Here is a 15,932-nt window from a genome sequence, read left to right as displayed (position 1 = left end):
TCTGGCTTCCGCATTGGGGGTGCCTCGTGAGGGGCGCACGAAGAGTTGCACTGCTGACAGCGGTGCTGGTCCTGCCATTCCTGCCCGCGACGGCGAACGCGGCCGAAGGGCCGGTGTTCTCCGACGGCGAGGCGCAACCCGTCTTCGACCCGAAGGACGTGGTGAAGGAGAGCTTCTGGGTCCGCGCACCGGTCGACAGCGACCGTGACGGCAAGGACGACGAGGTGTACACCGAGGTCGTCCGGCCTCGCGCCACCGAACGCGGCCTCAAGGTTCCCGTCGTCTACATGGTCAGCCCGTACTTCTCGGGCGGCAACGACGTCGCCAACCACAACGTCGACGTCGAGCTGTACGTGCCCGACAAGCGCAACGGCCGTTTGCTGAAGTCCTCCTCCGACGAACGCATCACCGCCGCGCTCGGCCCGAACCCGATCACCTCCGGCCGCTACGAGGCGTACTTCATCGCACGCGGCTATGCCGTCGTCTACGCCGAATCGCTCGGCACCGGCAAGTCGACGGGCTGCCCGACCACCGGCGACGTCAACGAGACGATCGGCGCACGTGTCGTCGTCGACTGGCTCAACGGCCGTGCATCCGCACGCACCGCCACGGGCGAAGCCATCAAGGCGACCTGGTCCACCGGCAAGACCGGAATGATGGGCGTCTCCTACAACGGGACGCTGCCCAACGCCGTCGCCTCCACCGGCGTCCGCGGCCTCGAGGCCATCGTGCCCATCGCCGCCATCTCCAACTGGTACGACTACTACCGCGCGGACGGCGCCGTCGTTGCACCCGGCACGTTCCAGGGCGAGGACGCCGACGTGCTCGCCGAGTACGTCTACACGCGCGCGGACCGCGAGATCTGCAAACCGATCATCGCCGAGATCGCCAAGGACCAGGACCGCGTCACCGGTGACTACAACCGGTTCTGGGACAAGCGCAACTACATGAACGACGTCCGCAAGGTCCGCGCGGCCGTGCTCGCCGTGCACGGGCTCAACGACTGGAACGTCAAGATGACGCACGTCGAGCAGTGGTACTCGGCGTTGAAGAAGGTCGGCGCGCCGCACAAGATCTGGCTGCACCAGTCGGGTCACACCGACGCCGACACGCTGCGTTCGGTCGAATGGCGGCGCACGCTCAACCGCTGGTTCACGCAGTACCTGTGGGGTCACCGCAACGGCGTCGACAAGGAGCCGAAGGCGACCATCCAGCGCGAGGACAAGACATGGGTCGACGAGAAGGACTGGCCGGCGCCCGGCACGTCCGACGTCAAGCTGCGCCTGTCCGCCGGGGGAGCCACCAAGGGCGGGCTCGGCGTCCTGCCCGGCCGCGGCGTCGAGAAGCTGACCGACGACGCGACGAAGACGGCAGAGTCGTTGATCGACCTGGCGACCTCGCCGAACCGCCTCTCCTACACCTCGGAGGCGGCGAAGAAGCCGGTGCGGCTGTCCGGCAAGTCGACGGCGAACCTGCGCCTCGCGTTCGACCGCCCCGCGGCCAACGTGACGACGCTGCTCGTCGACCGCGCCCCGGACGGCAGGTCGCACGTCATCACGCGTGGTTCGACCGATCCGCAGAACCGTGAACGGCCGGACAGGACCACGCCGATCAAGCCCGGCAAGTTCTACGACGTCGAGGTGCCGATCGTGCCGGACGACTACGTCCTGCAGACCGGGCACCGGCTCGAGTTCGTCGTGATCTCCAGCGACTACGACTACACCCTGCGCCCCCAGCCGGGTGCGGGTCTCGCGCTGGACCTCACCCGGACGTCGGTGGAACTGCCGGTCGTCGGCGGCTGGCGCACGCTGTTCCAATCGTTCTGAGGTGGTGCCGCGCTTCGGTCTCCCGAGACCGAAGCGCGGCACCCTAGCAGCAACCCCCGACAAACCCCGGTTCCCGAACCTTCCAAGATCTCAACCTGTCCACACCCGCTGACTTGTCCACAGCTCCGCGCCGACCCCGGACCCCAACCCCGCCCCATGCTCCACAGTGGGCCCATGCCCTCAACCCTCCCGAAACCCATCCGCGTTCGCGGAGCAGGCGACCTCTACGCCGCGATCCCGCACCTGATGGGGTTCCACCCGGCCGACTCGCTCGTCGTGCTGGTGCTGCAGGACGAGATGGTCAGCATGACCATGCGCGTCGACCTGCCGAGACCGCGACATAGGGGATACCTGGCAGCTCAGCTGGAAGGCCCGTTGCTCGAACACAACGCGGCGGAAGTGATCCTCGCCGTCGTGAGCGCACCCTCGGAGAACATGCCCGAGGAGCTGCCGCACGAGCAGCTGGTCACCACGCTCAGAAATCGCCTGGGCGGTGTCGGCATCGACGTCGTCGAGGCCGTGTGGCTGCCGTCGTGTCAGAAAGACGCGCAGTGGCTCTGCTATCTCGACATCGACTGCCGCGGCACGTTGCCGGATCCCCAGCTGTCCGCTCTCGCCGCCGCGTCCGCGCACGAGGGCAACGTGACGTTCGAGTCGCGTGCCGCCCTGGCCGCGATCGCCGCGCTGGATCCGCCGGAAGCGCTGGAACGCAGATCCGCGTTGCTCGACGAGCTCATGACCGTCGAAGAAGACCCCGACCCGGGCACCGAACTGCGTCGGGTGAGTGACGCGATCGACGCCGTCGAACACCGCAAGGGACCGTTGCCGGACAAGGAGATCGTCGCGCTGACGAGAGCGTTGGCGATGCCCGAGGTCAGGGACGCGAGCATCGGGTTCGCGACACAGGCGAGGTCCAGGCTCGCGGAACGGCTGTGGCTCGAACTCACCAGGACCTGCCCGGCACCGGAACGAGCGGAGCCGGCGGCCCTGCTCGCGTTCTACGCCTACCAGCGCGGCGACGGCGGTGTCGCGTCCATCGCGCTCGACGCCGCGGACGAGGCCTGCCCAGGCCACGCCCTGAGCAGCCTGATCCGCAGCGCGGTCAGCTCCGCGTTCCCGCCCTCGGACCTGCGGGCGTTGTCCGCGACGTGCATGGACAGCGCCCGCCTGCTGCTTTCCCGCGGTCAGAGCAGTTCGGGTCGTTCCCAGTCCTGATCCAGCACGTGCTCGGCCAGGAACGCCCACACCGTCTCGTACCAGACCCGAGAGTTGCCGGGGGTGAGAATCCAGTGGTTTTCAGTTGGGTAGTAAAGATATTTCGCCTTCACCCCGTGGCGGACGAGGTCGAAGTACAGGCGATGTCCCTCACCGATGGGAACCCGGTAGTCCTTGTCCCCGTGGATGACGAGCATCGGGGTCTTGATGTCGGCCACCCGCAGGTGCGGGGAGTTGGCCTGGATCCGCTCCGGCTGCGTGAGGGGGTCGCCCATCTCCCGCATCCAGAAGTAGGAACTGTCGGTGCCGCCGGAGAAGGCGTCGAGGTGCCACAGCGAGGCGTGCGTGACGATGGCGCGGAACCGGTCGGTCTGAGTCGCGATCCAGTTGGCCATGTAGCCACCGAAGGAGCCACCCATGGCGGCGGTGCGGGAGGCGTCGATGTCGGCCCGCTCGACCGCGACGTCCGTGATAGCCATCAGGTCCGTATAGGGCTCAGCACCCCACCGGCCCCAGCCGGCCTTGATGAAGTCCGGCCCGTAGCCGGTCGACAGGGCGGGGTCGGGCAGCAGGATGGCGTAGCCCCGGGCGGCCATGAGCCACGGGTTCCAGCGCCAGGTCCAGCCGTTCCAGCTCATGACCGGACCACCGTGCACCCACAGCACCAGGGGAGCGGGGGAATCGGCGGAGGCGCCTTCGGGCAGCACCAGCCAGGAACGGACCGTCCGGCCATCGGCGACGACCGTGGAGATCTCGGTGAGCGTGCCGGGCACCGACGGGAGGGCGCCGGGCGCCCGCAGCCGTTCTGGATCCTGATCGGCACCGGTGGCGGCGAGCCGCACGGGCTGCGGCGGGTGGTCGACCGAATTGCGCAGCGCGTACAGCGTCTTGCCGTCCGGGCTCACGACCAGATCGCTGTAGTAACCGGACACCGTCAGCTTGGTGATCTCACCGGTCGTGAGGTCCAGCCGCCAGAGCGGCTGGTGCCCGAGATGGCTCGCGGTGAAGAACACCGCGGACCCGTCCGGGCTCACCACCGGGTGGTCCGGCTCCTCCTGGAAGCCGGGCGCCACTGGCGTGACCGTGTTGTCGCCCAGGTCGATGCGCACCAGATCGCGCCGGTACGGGGAGTCCGAAGTGGACTCGCGGAACCGGATCGCGATCACGGCGGACGAGTCCGGCGTGAACGCGGCGCCGTAGAAGGAGAAACCCTCCTCGGAGGCGATGGCGCGGGACTCACCGCCGCTCGTCGCCACGATCCGCAGTTCGGTGCGGCGGCCGTAGGCGGCGCTGACGTCGACGTCGTGGCCGTAGACGGCGAGCTTCCCGTCCGGGCTGAGCGTGATGTCCTCGTCGCTGAGCCTGCTCTCGGCGTCCTCGCTCAGGGCGGCGACCGTGTCGACGCCGACGTCCGCGAGGGGAGCGGCGAACAGCCGCGGGTAGGCCGGGCCGAGGTCCGCGTCCCAGTACCTGATCGGGTACGACTCGTGCAGGATCGCTGTCACGCCGGCGTCCTCGCGGGCCTTGCGCTTGGCTTCGTCGCTTTCGCCGAACTCCGTGAAGCGGTACGCCGACGACGTGAACAGCACCGTGTCGCCGGCGGCACGCACCTGACCGACTCCGCCACCCGGCCGCAGGACCTCGGCGGCCTCACCGCGGACCGGAAGCCGCCACAGCGCCTTCTTGTCCTTGGCCTCGCCTGGTTTCGCGAGCGGGTCGGGGCGCGCCGACAGGAACAGCAGCGATCCGTCCGGCGCGAACACCGGGGAGGAGTCCCCCTTGGCGGAACGGGTGAGCCGGACGGCCTCCCGCTCGCCGGTGGGGTCGACCTCCCAGAGCGCGCCCTGCCACGTCTTGCCGTCCGCGGCGAGCGTGGACACGACCGTGACGAGCCGGGTGCCGTCCGGGGACAGCGCGAGCGACGCGAGCCGCGGGGTGGCGTTGTAGCTCTCGAAGGAGGCGAAGTCGGTCATCCCGGCTCAGGCCCCGTGCCGGGCGCGGGTGAACTCCCACGCGTCGCGGACGATGCCGGTGATGTCCGCGCGCTCGGGCTTCCAGCCGAGTTCGGTGCGGGCCTTCTCGGCGGAGGCGACGAGGACGGCCGGGTCGCCGGCGCGCCGGGGGGCGACGACGGCGGGGATCGGGTGGCCGGTGACCTCGCGGCAGGTGTCGATGACCTGCTTCACCGAGAAGCCGGTGCCGTTGCCCAGGTTGTAGATCCGGTGCTCGCCCGCGGTGGCGTTCTCCAGCGCGAGGAGGTGGGCGTCCGCGAGGTCCAGGACGTGGATGTAGTCGCGGACGCAGGTGCCGTCCTCGGTGGGCCAGTCCTCGCCGTAGATCGAGATGTGCTCCCGCTGCCCGAGCGCGACCTGCAGCACGAGCGGGATGAGGTGGGTCTCGGTCGCGTGCCGCTCGCCGATGCTGCCGTAGGCGCCGGCGACGTTGAAGTACCGCAGGCTCGTCGCCGCGAGGCCGTGCGCCGCGGCGTACGACGTGATCGCGTGGTCGATGGCCAGCTTGGTGGCGCCGTAGGTGTTGGTCGGCGAGGTGGGAGCGGTCTCGGGGATCGGTACCTCCCGCGGCTCGCCGTACGTCGCGGCAGTCGAGGAGAAGACGAGCTTCGGCGTGCCGTGATCCTTCATCGCGTCGAGCAGGTCAATCGCGGTAAGGACGTTGCCCGTCCAATACTTGCCGGGGTCCTGCATGGACTCGCCGACGAGGGACTTCGCCGCGAAGTGCAGAACTCCGTCGAACCCTTCCGCGAGGACATCGCCGATGACCTCGGCGATGTCACCCTGGATGAAGCGCGCTCCCGCGGGCACGGCGTCCTCGTGGCCGGTCGAGAGGTCGTCGAGGACGACCACCTCGTGGCCGGCTTCGAGCAGCCTGGCAGCGCACACACTGCCGACGTATCCGGCCCCGCCCGTGACGAGCAGCTTCACCACAGTCCTCGCATTCCTGGTCAAGATCGTTCTTCGCTACCGGTCCCTGCCCGCACCCGCGGACGGAACCGCCGTGAAAAGCCTCGGCCGCGTGAGCGAGCGCGAGGCGAAGCCGGCGAGCACGGACCGCTCGACCTCGTCGTGCCGTTCGACAGGCACGAGGGCGATGGCCGAGCCACCGAAACCGCCGCCGACCATCCGGGCTCCCAGCGCGCCGGCCGCCATCGCGGAGTCGACCGCGACGTCGAGCTCCAGGCAGGAAACGCGGTAGTCGTCCCGGAGGCTCTCGTGGGAACCCGAGAGCAGGGGGCCGACGTCGGCGAGCCGGCCCGCGCGGAGCAGTTCGACCGTGCGCAGGACCCTGTCGTTCTCGGTCACGACGTGCCGCACCAGCGGACGCAGGTCTTCGGGCAGCCGGACGAGCGCCTGGTCGAGCTCCGCGATGTCGACGTCCCGCAGCGCGGGCACGCCGAGGATCCCGGCCGCACGTTCGCAGCCGGCCCGCCGGGCGCCATAGCCGCCGTCGACGAGGGCGTGGCTCGCGCGCGTGTCGATGACGAGGACCTCGAGGCCGCTGGCAGCCGCGTCGAACGCGACCTGTTCCGGCTTACCGGACCGCACGTCGTAAAACAGCGCGTGCGCTTCGACGCAGCACAGCGATGCCGTCTGGTCCAGGATGCCGGTTGGCGCACCCACGAAGTCGTTCTCGGAACGCTGCACCCAGCGCGCGATGTCCGGCCGCTCGGCGTCGACGCCGGCGAGGCCGAGCAGCGCGAGCGCGACGGCGCACTCCAGGGCGTGCGAGGAGGACAGACCGGCCCCCGCGGGCACGTCGCCCGCGATGACGAGGTCCGCCCCGCCGGTGACGGGGATCCCCTGCTCGCGCAGGGCCCAGGCGACGCCACCGGGGTACGCGGCCCACCCCTTGACGGTGCCGGGGACTAGGTCGGCGACCACGACCGGGTCCGCTTCCTGCACCTCGCCGTCGTCGCCCATCGTGCCGACCTTCATGACGCCGTCGGTACGGGGCGACGCCGCCACCGCGATGCGGTGGGGCAACGCGAACGGCAGCACGTAGCCGTCGTTGTAGTCGGTGTGCTCGCCGATGAGGTTGACGCGGCCGGGAGCCGACCACACCCCCTCCGGCGTGCGCCCGTACAGGCGCTGGAACGCCTCGGCCGCCTTCGCCGCCGGTGTAGTCGCCTGGGTCACCGGGCGAGCACCAGGACGGCGTGGGCGACCGCGGGGTCGAGTTCTGCGGAGTTGCCGTTGCCGCCGCGCACCTGGACGACCTTGGCGCCACCCAGCGCCTCGACCTCCACGGTGCCGCCCGGCACCACGCCGGCGTCCTTCAGTTCGGCCATCAGGTCCGGGTCGAGCTGGACGTGCTCGGCGATGCGGCGCACCTCGACGCGTCCGCCACCGCGGCGGGCCACCTCGTCCACGCGCACCAGGTCCGCCTCGGCGGGCGGCGCCGGCTCGCCGTCGCCCAGCTTGTCGAGGCCGGGGATCGGGTTGCCGTAGGGCGAGGTGGTGGGGTTGCCGAGGAGCTTGATGAGCTTGCGTTCGACCGCCTCGCTCATCACGTGCTCCCAGCGGCACGCCTCGCTGTGCACGTGCTCCCATTCGAGTCCGATGATGTCCACGAGGAGGCGCTCGGCGAGCCGGTGCTTGCGCATGACGGCGATCGCGAGGTTGCGGCCCTGCTCGGTGAGCTCGAGGTGGCGGTCCTCCGCCACGACCACCAGGCCGTCGCGTTCCATGCGGCCCACGGTCTGGCTCACCGTCGGTCCACTTTGGCCGAGGCGCTCGGCGATGCGGGCGCGCAGTGGCACCACGCCCTCTTCCTCAAGCTCGTAGATCGTGCGGAGATACATCTCCGTGGTGTCGATGAGGTCGTTCACACCCGCTCCCCTTCGTATGGTGTCAATGGTAGTCGTGCCGGGGGACACAGGTGTCCGCGCGGGTGCAGGATGTGAGCCGTGCATCCCTTGATCACTCCTGAGGCCCTCGCCGACGCTCTGAGTGAGCGCCCGGCCACCGTTGTGCTGGACGTCCGGTGGCGTCTCGGTGGACCACCCGGACGCCAAGACTACGAGGTCAGCCACGTGCCTGGCGCGGTGTACGCGGATCTGGACACCGAGCTGTCCGCTCCGCCCGGTGTCGGGGGCCGCCATCCGCTGCCGGAACCGGAGCGCCTGCAGGAGGTGCTGCGCCGCGCCGGCGTGCGCGAGGGTGGCCGGGTCGTGGCCTACGACGCGGGGGACGGGTCGGTCGCCGCGCGGGTGTGGTGGCTGCTGCGGTGGGCCGGGTTCGGTGAGGTGGCGGTGCTGGACGGCGGGTTCGCCGCGTGGGAGGCCGCCGGGCTGCCGGTGACCGCCGAGGTGCCGGCCGAGCTGACCGGGGACGGTCTTGGTGACGTGGTGGTGCGGCCCGGGCAGATGCCGGTGCTGGACGCGGACGGGGCGGCGGCGCTCGCGCGGGACGGCGTGTTGCTCGACGCTCGCGCGGCCGCTCGGTACCGCGGGGAGACCGAGCCGGTGGACCCGAAGGCCGGGCACATTCCGGGTGCGCTCAACGCGCCGACCACCGGGCACGTCGGTGCGGACGGGCGGTGGCTTCCGGCTGAGGAGCTGGCCGCGCGATTCGGTGGGCTCGGGGTGTCGGACGGGGTGGCTGTCGGGGCGTACTGCGGGTCTGGGGTGACCGCCTCGTCCGTGGTGCTCGCGCTGGAGGTTGCCGGCGTGACGTCGGCGGAGAAGCCGGCCGCTTTGTACGCCGGGTCGTGGTCCAACTGGTGTGCGTTGGACCGGGAGGTCGCTACCGGCGGCTGAGTTGTGGGTGGTGGTGCCGCTGGGGGTCAGGCGTTGGGGATCCGGTTGAAGCCCTCGGTGGCGAGTTTGAGGGCGGTGGCGCAGGTGTCCAGGTCGTCGATCGCCAGGACGCTCACCGAGAAGGCCGAGGTGATGACGGTCGGGTCGTCGGTCAGCACGACGGTGACCTGGCAGTCCTCCTTAGAGGCGGCTACCTGCCAGGCGGTGTTGCCGCCGATTTCGATCTGCTTCATCTCGCCGTCCTGGTCCGCGATGTCCGGGACCGTGACGATCTGGGTGATGACGGCGGACGGGCCGGTGGTGGTGTGGATGCAGCCGCCGTCCGCTGAGGACTTGCCGCCGGTGGCGGCTTCGATGTCCGCCGCTTTGAGGACGCCGCAGGTTTCGAGGCCGGTGGCCTTCTTCTTGGTGGTGACCTTCACGGCGCCCTGCTGGTGCGGCTTCGTGGGGGTGGCCGGCTTGGAGTTGGCGGTGCTGGCCGGCGCCTTCCTCGAGGTCGTGGTGGGGTCGGCGGCCTCTTGGGTGGCGTTCGGGTCGGCTGTGGCGGTGCCCTTGACCTCCGCGGCGCAGCCCGTGACGGCGACGAGGGTCAGGCACAGTGCTGCGAGTACGGCCGCTGGTCTCCGGTGCATGCGCCTCTGACCCCTGTTCGGTGAGATCGGTTCCGCCGGCCAGGTGCGCCGTGGCGAAGCGACTGTAGGTTGCTGGGCATGGGTAAGCCAGCCGGTGTTGTCTGGGACAGGTCCTTCCTCGCGTACGACCTCGGTGGCGACCATCCGCTCAATCCCGTCCGGCTCGATCTGACGGTGCGGCTCGCCACCGCGCTCGGGGTGTTGGACGGTGTGGAGTTGAGGGTGCCCGAGGCGGCCAGCGACGAAGAGATCGAGCTGGTGCACAAGCCCGGGTACCTGAGTGCCGTGCAGGCCGCGCCTACTGCCGGGTGGGACGTCGGGCACGGGTTGGGGACGGCGGACAACCCCGTGTTCGAGCGGATGCACGAGGCCTCGGCGTTGGTGGTGGGCGGGTCGTTGGTGGCGGCTCGGGCCATCGCGTCGGGGGAGGTGGATCGGGCCGTCAGCATCGCCGGTGGGTTGCACCACGCGATGCCGGACAGCGCGGCTGGGTTCTGCGTCTACAACGACTGTGCGGTGGCCATCGAGTGGTTGTTGCGCAGTGGGGTGGAGCGGATCGCTTACGTCGACGTCGACGTGCACCACGGGGACGGGGTGCAGACGGCGTTCTGGGACGACCCGCGGGTGCTGACGGTGTCGTTGCACCAGCATCCGATGAGTTTGTGGCCGGGGACCGGGTGGGCCGGTGAGGTCGGGGGCGCCGGGGCCGAGGGGAGCGCGGTGAACGTGCCGTTGCCCGCCGGGACTCGGGACGGCGGGTGGTTGCGGGCGTTCCACGCGACGGTGCCGGCCCTGTTGCGGGCGTTTCGGCCTCAGGTGCTGGTGACGCAGTGCGGGGTGGACACGCATCGGGAGGACCCGTTGGCGGACCTGTCGTTGAGCGTGGACGGGCACCGGGCGATCTACCAGGCGTTTCGTGACCTCGTCAACGAGCACGGGTACAAGTGGCTCGCGTTGGGCGGGGGCGGGTACGAGTTGCTGCGGGTGGTGCCCCGGTCGTGGACGCACCTGTTGGCGACCGTGCTGGATCGGGACGTCGATCCCGACCGGCCGTTGCCCGCGGACTGGATGGCTCATGCGACACGGATCGCACCTGAGTGGCCTTTGGCTGCGTCCATGACTGACGGATGCGACCCTGGGTACCAACCGTGGGGCGGGGACGTGGAGGAGCCGGTGGACAAGGCGATCCGCGAGACGCGTCGTGCGGTGTTCCCGTTGCACGGACTCGATCCCGACGACCCCAGGGACTGACACAAAGTGGTGGACAGCGCGCCGGGCAGGGATCCGTTCGACTTTCCGCGGCGGTGGGAGGCCGACGTCGTCCTGAGCGACGGCGGAACGGTCCATCTGCGGCCCATCACGCCGGACGACGGCGAGAAGCTGCGGGAGTTCCACGGGCGGTTGTCGGAACGCACGCGGTACTTCCGGTACTTCGGGCCCTACCCGCGGATCCCACAGCGGGACCTGGAGCGGTTCAGCACCGTCGACCACCGCGATCGGGTCGCGCTCATCGCGTTGCTCGGGGACGACATCGTCGCGGTCGGGCGGTTCGACCGGCTGCAGGGCGAGGGGCACCGCGGGGACAGCGCCGAGGTCGCGTTCGTCGTCGAGGACGGGCACCAGGGGCGCGGGCTCGGCAGCATCCTGCTCGAACACCTCGCCGCGGCGGCCCGGGAGGTCGGGCTCGCGAGGTTCGAGGCCGAGGTGCTCGCCGAGAACGGGCAGATGGTGCGGGTGTTCCGCGACGCCGGCTACCAGGTCAGCAGGGCGTTCGAGGAGGGCGTGCTGCACCTGGAGTTCGCGATCGACCCGACCGACGAGTCCGTCGCGGTCGCCAGGGCGCGGGAACAGGCCGCCGAGGCGCGCAGCGTGCACAACCTGCTGCATCCGAGGTCGGTCGCCGTCATCGGCGCGTCCACCGACCCCACCAAGATCGGGCACGCGGTCCTCAAGAACCTCCTCGAAGCCGACTTCAACGGCCCCGTCTACCCCGTCAACGCCGAACATCGCGCCGTACGGGGCGTGCGGGCCTATCCGACCGTGCTCGACATCCCCGACGACGTCGACCTCGCCGTCGTCGCCGTGCCCGCGGCCAGCGTCGACGAGGTCATGGACGGATGTCTCGCCAAGGGCGTGAAGGCGCTCGTCGTCGTCAGTTCCGGCTACGGCGAGACGGGGCCGGACGGGCTGTCGGCCGAACGCAGACTCGCGGCGGAGGCGAGAGCGCACGGCATGCGCGTCGTCGGACCGAACGCGCTCGGCGTGCTCAACCTCGACCCCAAGGTCCGCCTCAACGCGAGCCTCGCCCCCAAGCTGCCGGAACGGGGCCGCGCGGGCTTCTTCTGCCAGTCCGGCGCCCTCGGCACGGCCATCCTCGCGAACGCCGCCGGCTGGGGACTCGGCCTGTCGACGTTCGTCTCGGCCGGCAACCGCGCCGACGTCTCCGGCAACGACCTGCTGCAGTACTGGGAGACCGATCCCGCGACCGACGTCGTCCTGCTCTACCTGGAGTCCTTCGGCAACCCGCGCAAGTTCGCCCGGCTCGCGCGACGGCTCGGCCGCACCAAGCCCATCGTCGCGGTGAAGTCCGGGCGGCACGCCGTCGTGCCCGGCCTCGCCGCCACCGCCGCGAAGGTCGACGAGGCGAGTGTCCAGGCCCTGTTCGAGCAGGCGGGCGTGATCAGGGTCGACTCGCTGGCCCAGCTCTTCGACACCGCCCTGCTGCTCGCCCACCAGCCGTTGCCCAAGGGCAAGCGCGTCGCCGTCGTCGGCAACTCCACCGCGATCGGCCTGCTCGCCGCCGACACCCTGCTCGCCCAGGACCTGGACCTCGCGGGCGACCCCGTCGACGTCGGCGCCCAGGCCACGCCGGAGGAGTTCGCGAAGGCCGTCCGCGAGGCCCTCGACCGCCCCGACACCGACGCCCTCGTCGTCGTGTTCGTGCCGCCGGTCGCCGTCCCCGGCACCGCCTACGCGCGCGCCATCCGCGAAGCCGCGCACCGCGCGAAACCGATCGTGTCGACGTTCCTCGCCGTCGAGGGCGTCCCCGACGAGCTGCGGATTCCGGGCAAGGGCGGGATCCCCAGCTACGCCAGTCCCGAACGCGCCGTGCTCGCCCTCGCCAGGGCCGTCCGCTACGCCCGCTGGCGCGCCGCGCCGCAGGGGACGTTCGTCCGGCCGGAGGGCATCGACCCCGACCGAGCTCGATCCATTGTGGACAGTCCGGACACCGAACGCAGGCTCACCGACGAGCAGGCCGTGCAACTGCTGCACTGCTACGGCATCGACGTCGTCCCGTTCCGCATCGCCCACAGCGAAGAGGAAGCCGCCGAGGCTGCTGACGAACTCGGCTACCCCGTCGCCATGAAGGCCACCAGCGAACGCCTGCGCCACCGCACGGACCTGGTCGGCGTGCGCCTCGACGTCGCCCAGCAGGAGTCCGTCCGGGCCGCCTACCACGACCTCGCCGCGCTGTCCGGCAACACCGGCGTCTACGTGCAACGCATGGCGCCCAAGGGAGTCAGCTGCGTCCTGGGTCTGCAGGACGATCCCAGCTTCGGCACGCTGGTCTGGTTCGGACTGTCGGGACTGGTCAGCGATCTGCTCGGCGACCGCGCCTACCGCGCGGTGCCGCTCACCGACACCGACGCGGCGGAACTCGTTGCCGCACCGAAAGCAGCGCCGTTGCTCACCGGTTATCGCGGTGACGAACCCGCGGACCTGAAGGCACTTCAGGAACTGGTACTCCGTTTGGCGGCGTTGGCCGAGGACCTTCCGGAGGTGCGGTCGTTGAAGCTCGAACCGGTTCTTGCTTCTGCCGCAGGGGCTTTCGTGAGCAGTGCGCGCATCGTGGTAGGACCCCCGCCGTCGCTGCACGACGCAGGTCCACGCCGCCTCCGGTAACCGGCTACTGATGAGTTACCGCAACGATTCCGATGTTTCATTCGCGTTGAGGTATGGACATGCGTCCTTTCGGCGCTTAGGTTTCCCGCATCGCCGACGCAGCGCCTCCCAGGTGCGCAGGCGCACGCCCGTGGAATAAGCGTTGTTGCTGAGAATCGCTGTGAGTAGGGACGAATGACGCCGAGAGCACTTCTCCGCCTGGTGGCGACCATTGCCGCCGTGCTCCTGCTCGCATCTTGCGCGGGCGGCGGCGGAACCGGAATGGCCGGCAAGGTCAGCTCCGACGACCGCATGGTCATCGCCGTGTCGTACGACCAGCCAGGACTGTCGGTGCGCAGGCTCGACGGCAGCTACCGCGGCTTCGACGTCGACGTCGCGAAGTACATCGCGAACGAGCTGGGCGTCAAAGAGCAGAACATCACCTGGAGGGAAGCGCAGCCGGGCAACCGGGAAACGCTCCTGACCAGCGGTGAAGCCGACATGGTCGTCTCCACCTACTCGATCACCGACAAGCGCAAGCAGATCGTCGACTTCGTCGGCCCCTACTTCGTCGCGGGCCAGGACCTGCTGGTGCGCATGAACGAGAACCGCATCGAGGGCCCGAAGTCGCTCAACGCGAGCCTGCGCCTGTGCTCCACCGCGGGGTCGACGTCCGCCGAGTACGTCCGCGACCAGTTCGCGAAGGACGTGAAGATGGTCGAGTACGCGAAGTTCAGCGACTGCGTCACGGCCCTGCTCGCGGAGAACGTCGACGCCGTCACCACCGATGACGTGCTGCTCGCCGGGTACGCCGCCCAGAACCCCGAGCTCCTGCGGGTCGTCGGCGACCCGTTCAGCAAGGAGGAGTACGGCGTCGGCCTGCACCGCGACGACCCCGACAGCAAGGCGAAGGTCCAGGCCGCGATGCAGAAGATGATCGACACGGGCGCGTGGCGCAAGTCGCTCGAGGCGAACATCGGATCTTCCGGCTACAAGATCCCCGACCCGCCGAAGCTGGCCCCGTGATCACACGCGGCGTCACGTAGGCTCACGCCACGTGAACCGCGTCCCGCCGCACCGCGCTGATCGACCCGTTCGCGCGGGCATTCCAGAACACGGCCGCGTCCCGCGTTACTACGCGGTCAAGGCCGAACTGTTCGACCTCGTCGAGAACCTCGGCGAAGGCACCGTCCTGCCGTCCGAACGCGAGCTCGCCGAACGGTTCTCCGTCTCGCGCGTCACGCTCCGCCAGGCCGTCAGCGAACTCGTGCTCGAAGGCAAGCTCATCCGCCGCCAGGGCAGCGGCACGTTCGTCGCGCCGCCCAAGCTCGTCCAGCCGTTGTCCCTGGTCAGCTACACCGAGGGCATGCGCCGTCAGGGCGTCGAACCGAACCGCACGGTCATCACCGTCGAGGAACTCGGCGCCGACGAGGGCCTCGCCCGCGACCTGACGCTCGAACCCGGCGACCCGATCCTGCACCTCGAACGCGTGCTGCTCGCCGACGACGAACGCATCGGCCTCGAATCGACCTACCTCAGCCTGACCCGCTTCCCGGACCTGCTGGACAAGCTCGACCCCGCCGGCTCGCTCTACGCCTGCCTCACCGAACGGCTCGGCGTGCGGTTCGCGGAGGCCGAGGAACGGGTCGAGACGGTGCTCGCCACGCCCCGCGAGGCGTTGCTGATCGGCACGAACCCGGCACTGCCGATGCTGTTGCTGCACCGCGTCTCCTACGACGTCGAGGGTCACCCGATCGAACGCGCCCGATCGCTGTACCGGGGTGACCGCTTCAGCTTCGTCGCGAGGCTGCACGCCGAACGCTGACCCCGGGCCCGCCGCGATGCCCTGTCCGCCGCAGTGCCCTGTCCACTGTGGAGGGAATTCCTTTCGGGCCCCAACGGACAACGCTCTGCACTTTGCGTGACTTCCTTGGCGCGTCCGGGAGAGTGACGTTCGGCCGCGCTGACGCGAGCGCCGCCACACCGGCGGACGAAGTGACTGCGGGTCACCGGAACCCCGTGCGGGCACAGGAAGAGACCGCCCGTTCGCACTCGTTCCCCGCTCAAGTCGCGGAGGTACTGTTGGTGGGACGAACTTCAGGACGTCCGCAACGGTGCGGAGGAGCGGGGGTGGCCGTGTCCTTCAAGGCGGAGTTCCTCGCAGAACTCGAAGACTGCTTGCGCGGCTACGGCGCGGTCCCGGTGAGCAACCCGGACGCGCTCGCGTTGTTCATCGAGTTCGTGCGCGCCCTTCCGGAGACCGACCAGAGGCTGCGGTGCCTCGAAGGCGTCGACCAGGGCTCCGGGTCGTTCTGGAACAACCCCGCCGTGTGGTGGGAGCAGGTGCCTCGGTTCGGCGCCGGGTTGCCGCGGTGTGGGTCGGCGGAGTGCCGCAAGTTGCTGGACGACATGCTGGACGAGGCGATCAGCGACGAGATCGACGTGCTGGAGATGGAGATCCGCGAACTCCCCAGCTAGGAGCTGTTTTAGGTTCGGATCATGTGGTTGGAGTCAAGGTTTTCAACCACATGATCGCCGCGCGTAGGTGCAACCCGGCCTCGTAGCTTTGTGGTGACTTGTCATAGCGTGTGGCCAGGCCGC

Annotated in this window: 13 protein-coding genes; 8 read left to right on the top strand and 5 right to left on the bottom strand. The window is 69.9% G+C overall.

All coding sequences use genetic code 11. The features are described from left to right. Positions 1-26: 26 nt before the first annotated feature. Positions 27-1,826, top strand: coding sequence for a Xaa-Pro dipeptidyl-peptidase (locus QSK25_RS39535; protein WP_285646193.1), 1,800 nt, complete (start codon positions 27-29; stop codon positions 1,824-1,826). 174 nt (positions 1,827-2,000) lie between these two features. Then, positions 2,001-3,041: a DUF4192 domain-containing protein gene (locus tag QSK25_RS39530; RefSeq protein WP_285646191.1), complete on the top strand. Its 1,041-nt coding sequence runs from the start codon at positions 2,001-2,003 to the stop codon at positions 3,039-3,041. Here QSK25_RS39530 and QSK25_RS39525 read toward each other — a convergent pair. From QSK25_RS39525 to QSK25_RS39510, 4 genes are read right to left on the bottom strand one after another with little or no spacing between them, the layout of a single operon-like run. Beyond that, positions 3,011-5,014, bottom strand: a complete 2,004-nt coding sequence (locus QSK25_RS39525) for a S9 family peptidase (protein ID WP_285646189.1) — start codon at positions 5,012-5,014, stop codon at positions 3,011-3,013. The two genes, QSK25_RS39530 and QSK25_RS39525, sit on opposite strands and share 31 nt — an antisense overlap. A gap of 6 nt (positions 5,015-5,020) precedes the next feature. After that, positions 5,021-5,983, bottom strand: coding sequence for a UDP-glucose 4-epimerase GalE (gene galE, locus QSK25_RS39520; protein WP_285646186.1), 963 nt, complete (start codon positions 5,981-5,983; stop codon positions 5,021-5,023). Between the two features lie 36 nt (positions 5,984-6,019). Then, positions 6,020-7,195 carry a galactokinase gene (gene galK, locus QSK25_RS39515; RefSeq protein ID WP_285646183.1) on the bottom strand — a complete coding sequence of 392 codons (1,176 nt, stop codon included), beginning with the start codon at positions 7,193-7,195 and terminating at the stop codon, positions 6,020-6,022. Continuing rightward, positions 7,192-7,887 (bottom strand): iron-dependent transcriptional repressor DtxR, encoded by a 696-nt coding sequence (locus QSK25_RS39510; protein ID WP_285646182.1) that lies wholly within the window; start codon positions 7,885-7,887, stop codon positions 7,192-7,194. Before QSK25_RS39510 ends, galK begins: the two co-directional genes overlap by 4 nt. 78 nt (positions 7,888-7,965) lie before the next feature. On the opposite strand from QSK25_RS39510, the gene QSK25_RS39505 reads away from it, so the two are divergent. Beyond that, entirely contained in the window at positions 7,966-8,817 is an 852-nt protein-coding gene (locus QSK25_RS39505; protein WP_285646180.1) for a sulfurtransferase, read from the top strand. Between the two features lie 26 nt (positions 8,818-8,843). Here QSK25_RS39505 and QSK25_RS39500 read toward each other — a convergent pair whose 3' ends face one another. After that, on the bottom strand, positions 8,844-9,449 hold the full coding sequence (locus QSK25_RS39500) for a DUF3558 domain-containing protein (protein WP_285646178.1): 606 nt from the start codon (positions 9,447-9,449) through the stop codon (positions 8,844-8,846). A gap of 78 nt (positions 9,450-9,527) precedes the next feature. Between QSK25_RS39500 and QSK25_RS39495 the strand changes: the two genes are divergently transcribed. The 5 genes from QSK25_RS39495 (at position 9,528) to QSK25_RS39475 (ending at position 15,809) form a co-directional block, all read left to right on the top strand. Continuing rightward, a complete protein-coding gene (locus tag QSK25_RS39495; RefSeq protein WP_285646177.1) occupies positions 9,528-10,700 on the top strand; it encodes an acetoin utilization protein AcuC in 1,173 nt (390 codons plus the stop codon). Between the two features lie 6 nt (positions 10,701-10,706). After that, complete coding sequence (locus QSK25_RS39490; protein WP_285646174.1) at positions 10,707-13,352, top strand: bifunctional acetate--CoA ligase family protein/GNAT family N-acetyltransferase; 2,646 nt, start codon at positions 10,707-10,709, stop codon at positions 13,350-13,352. A 174-nt stretch (positions 13,353-13,526) separates the two neighbouring features. Further along, on the top strand, positions 13,527-14,357 hold the full coding sequence (locus QSK25_RS39485) for a glutamate ABC transporter substrate-binding protein (RefSeq protein WP_285646172.1): 831 nt from the start codon (positions 13,527-13,529) through the stop codon (positions 14,355-14,357). Positions 14,358-14,388: 31 nt separating this feature from the next. Next, on the top strand, positions 14,389-15,156 hold the full coding sequence (locus tag QSK25_RS39480) for a GntR family transcriptional regulator (RefSeq protein ID WP_285646170.1): 768 nt from the start codon (positions 14,389-14,391) through the stop codon (positions 15,154-15,156). Positions 15,157-15,461: 305 nt separating this feature from the next. Further along, complete coding sequence (locus QSK25_RS39475) at positions 15,462-15,809, top strand: hypothetical protein (RefSeq protein ID WP_285646168.1); 348 nt, start codon at positions 15,462-15,464, stop codon at positions 15,807-15,809. Positions 15,810-15,932: the final 123 nt, after the last annotated feature.

Origin of the sequence: Lentzea sp. NBRC 102530 (assembly GCF_030269365.1) — a bacterium.
Taxonomy (GTDB): Bacteria; Actinomycetota; Actinomycetes; order Mycobacteriales; family Pseudonocardiaceae; genus Lentzea.
The sequence above is the reverse complement of the archived record's forward strand: the minus strand, read 5'-3'. Positions and strand labels throughout refer to the sequence as shown.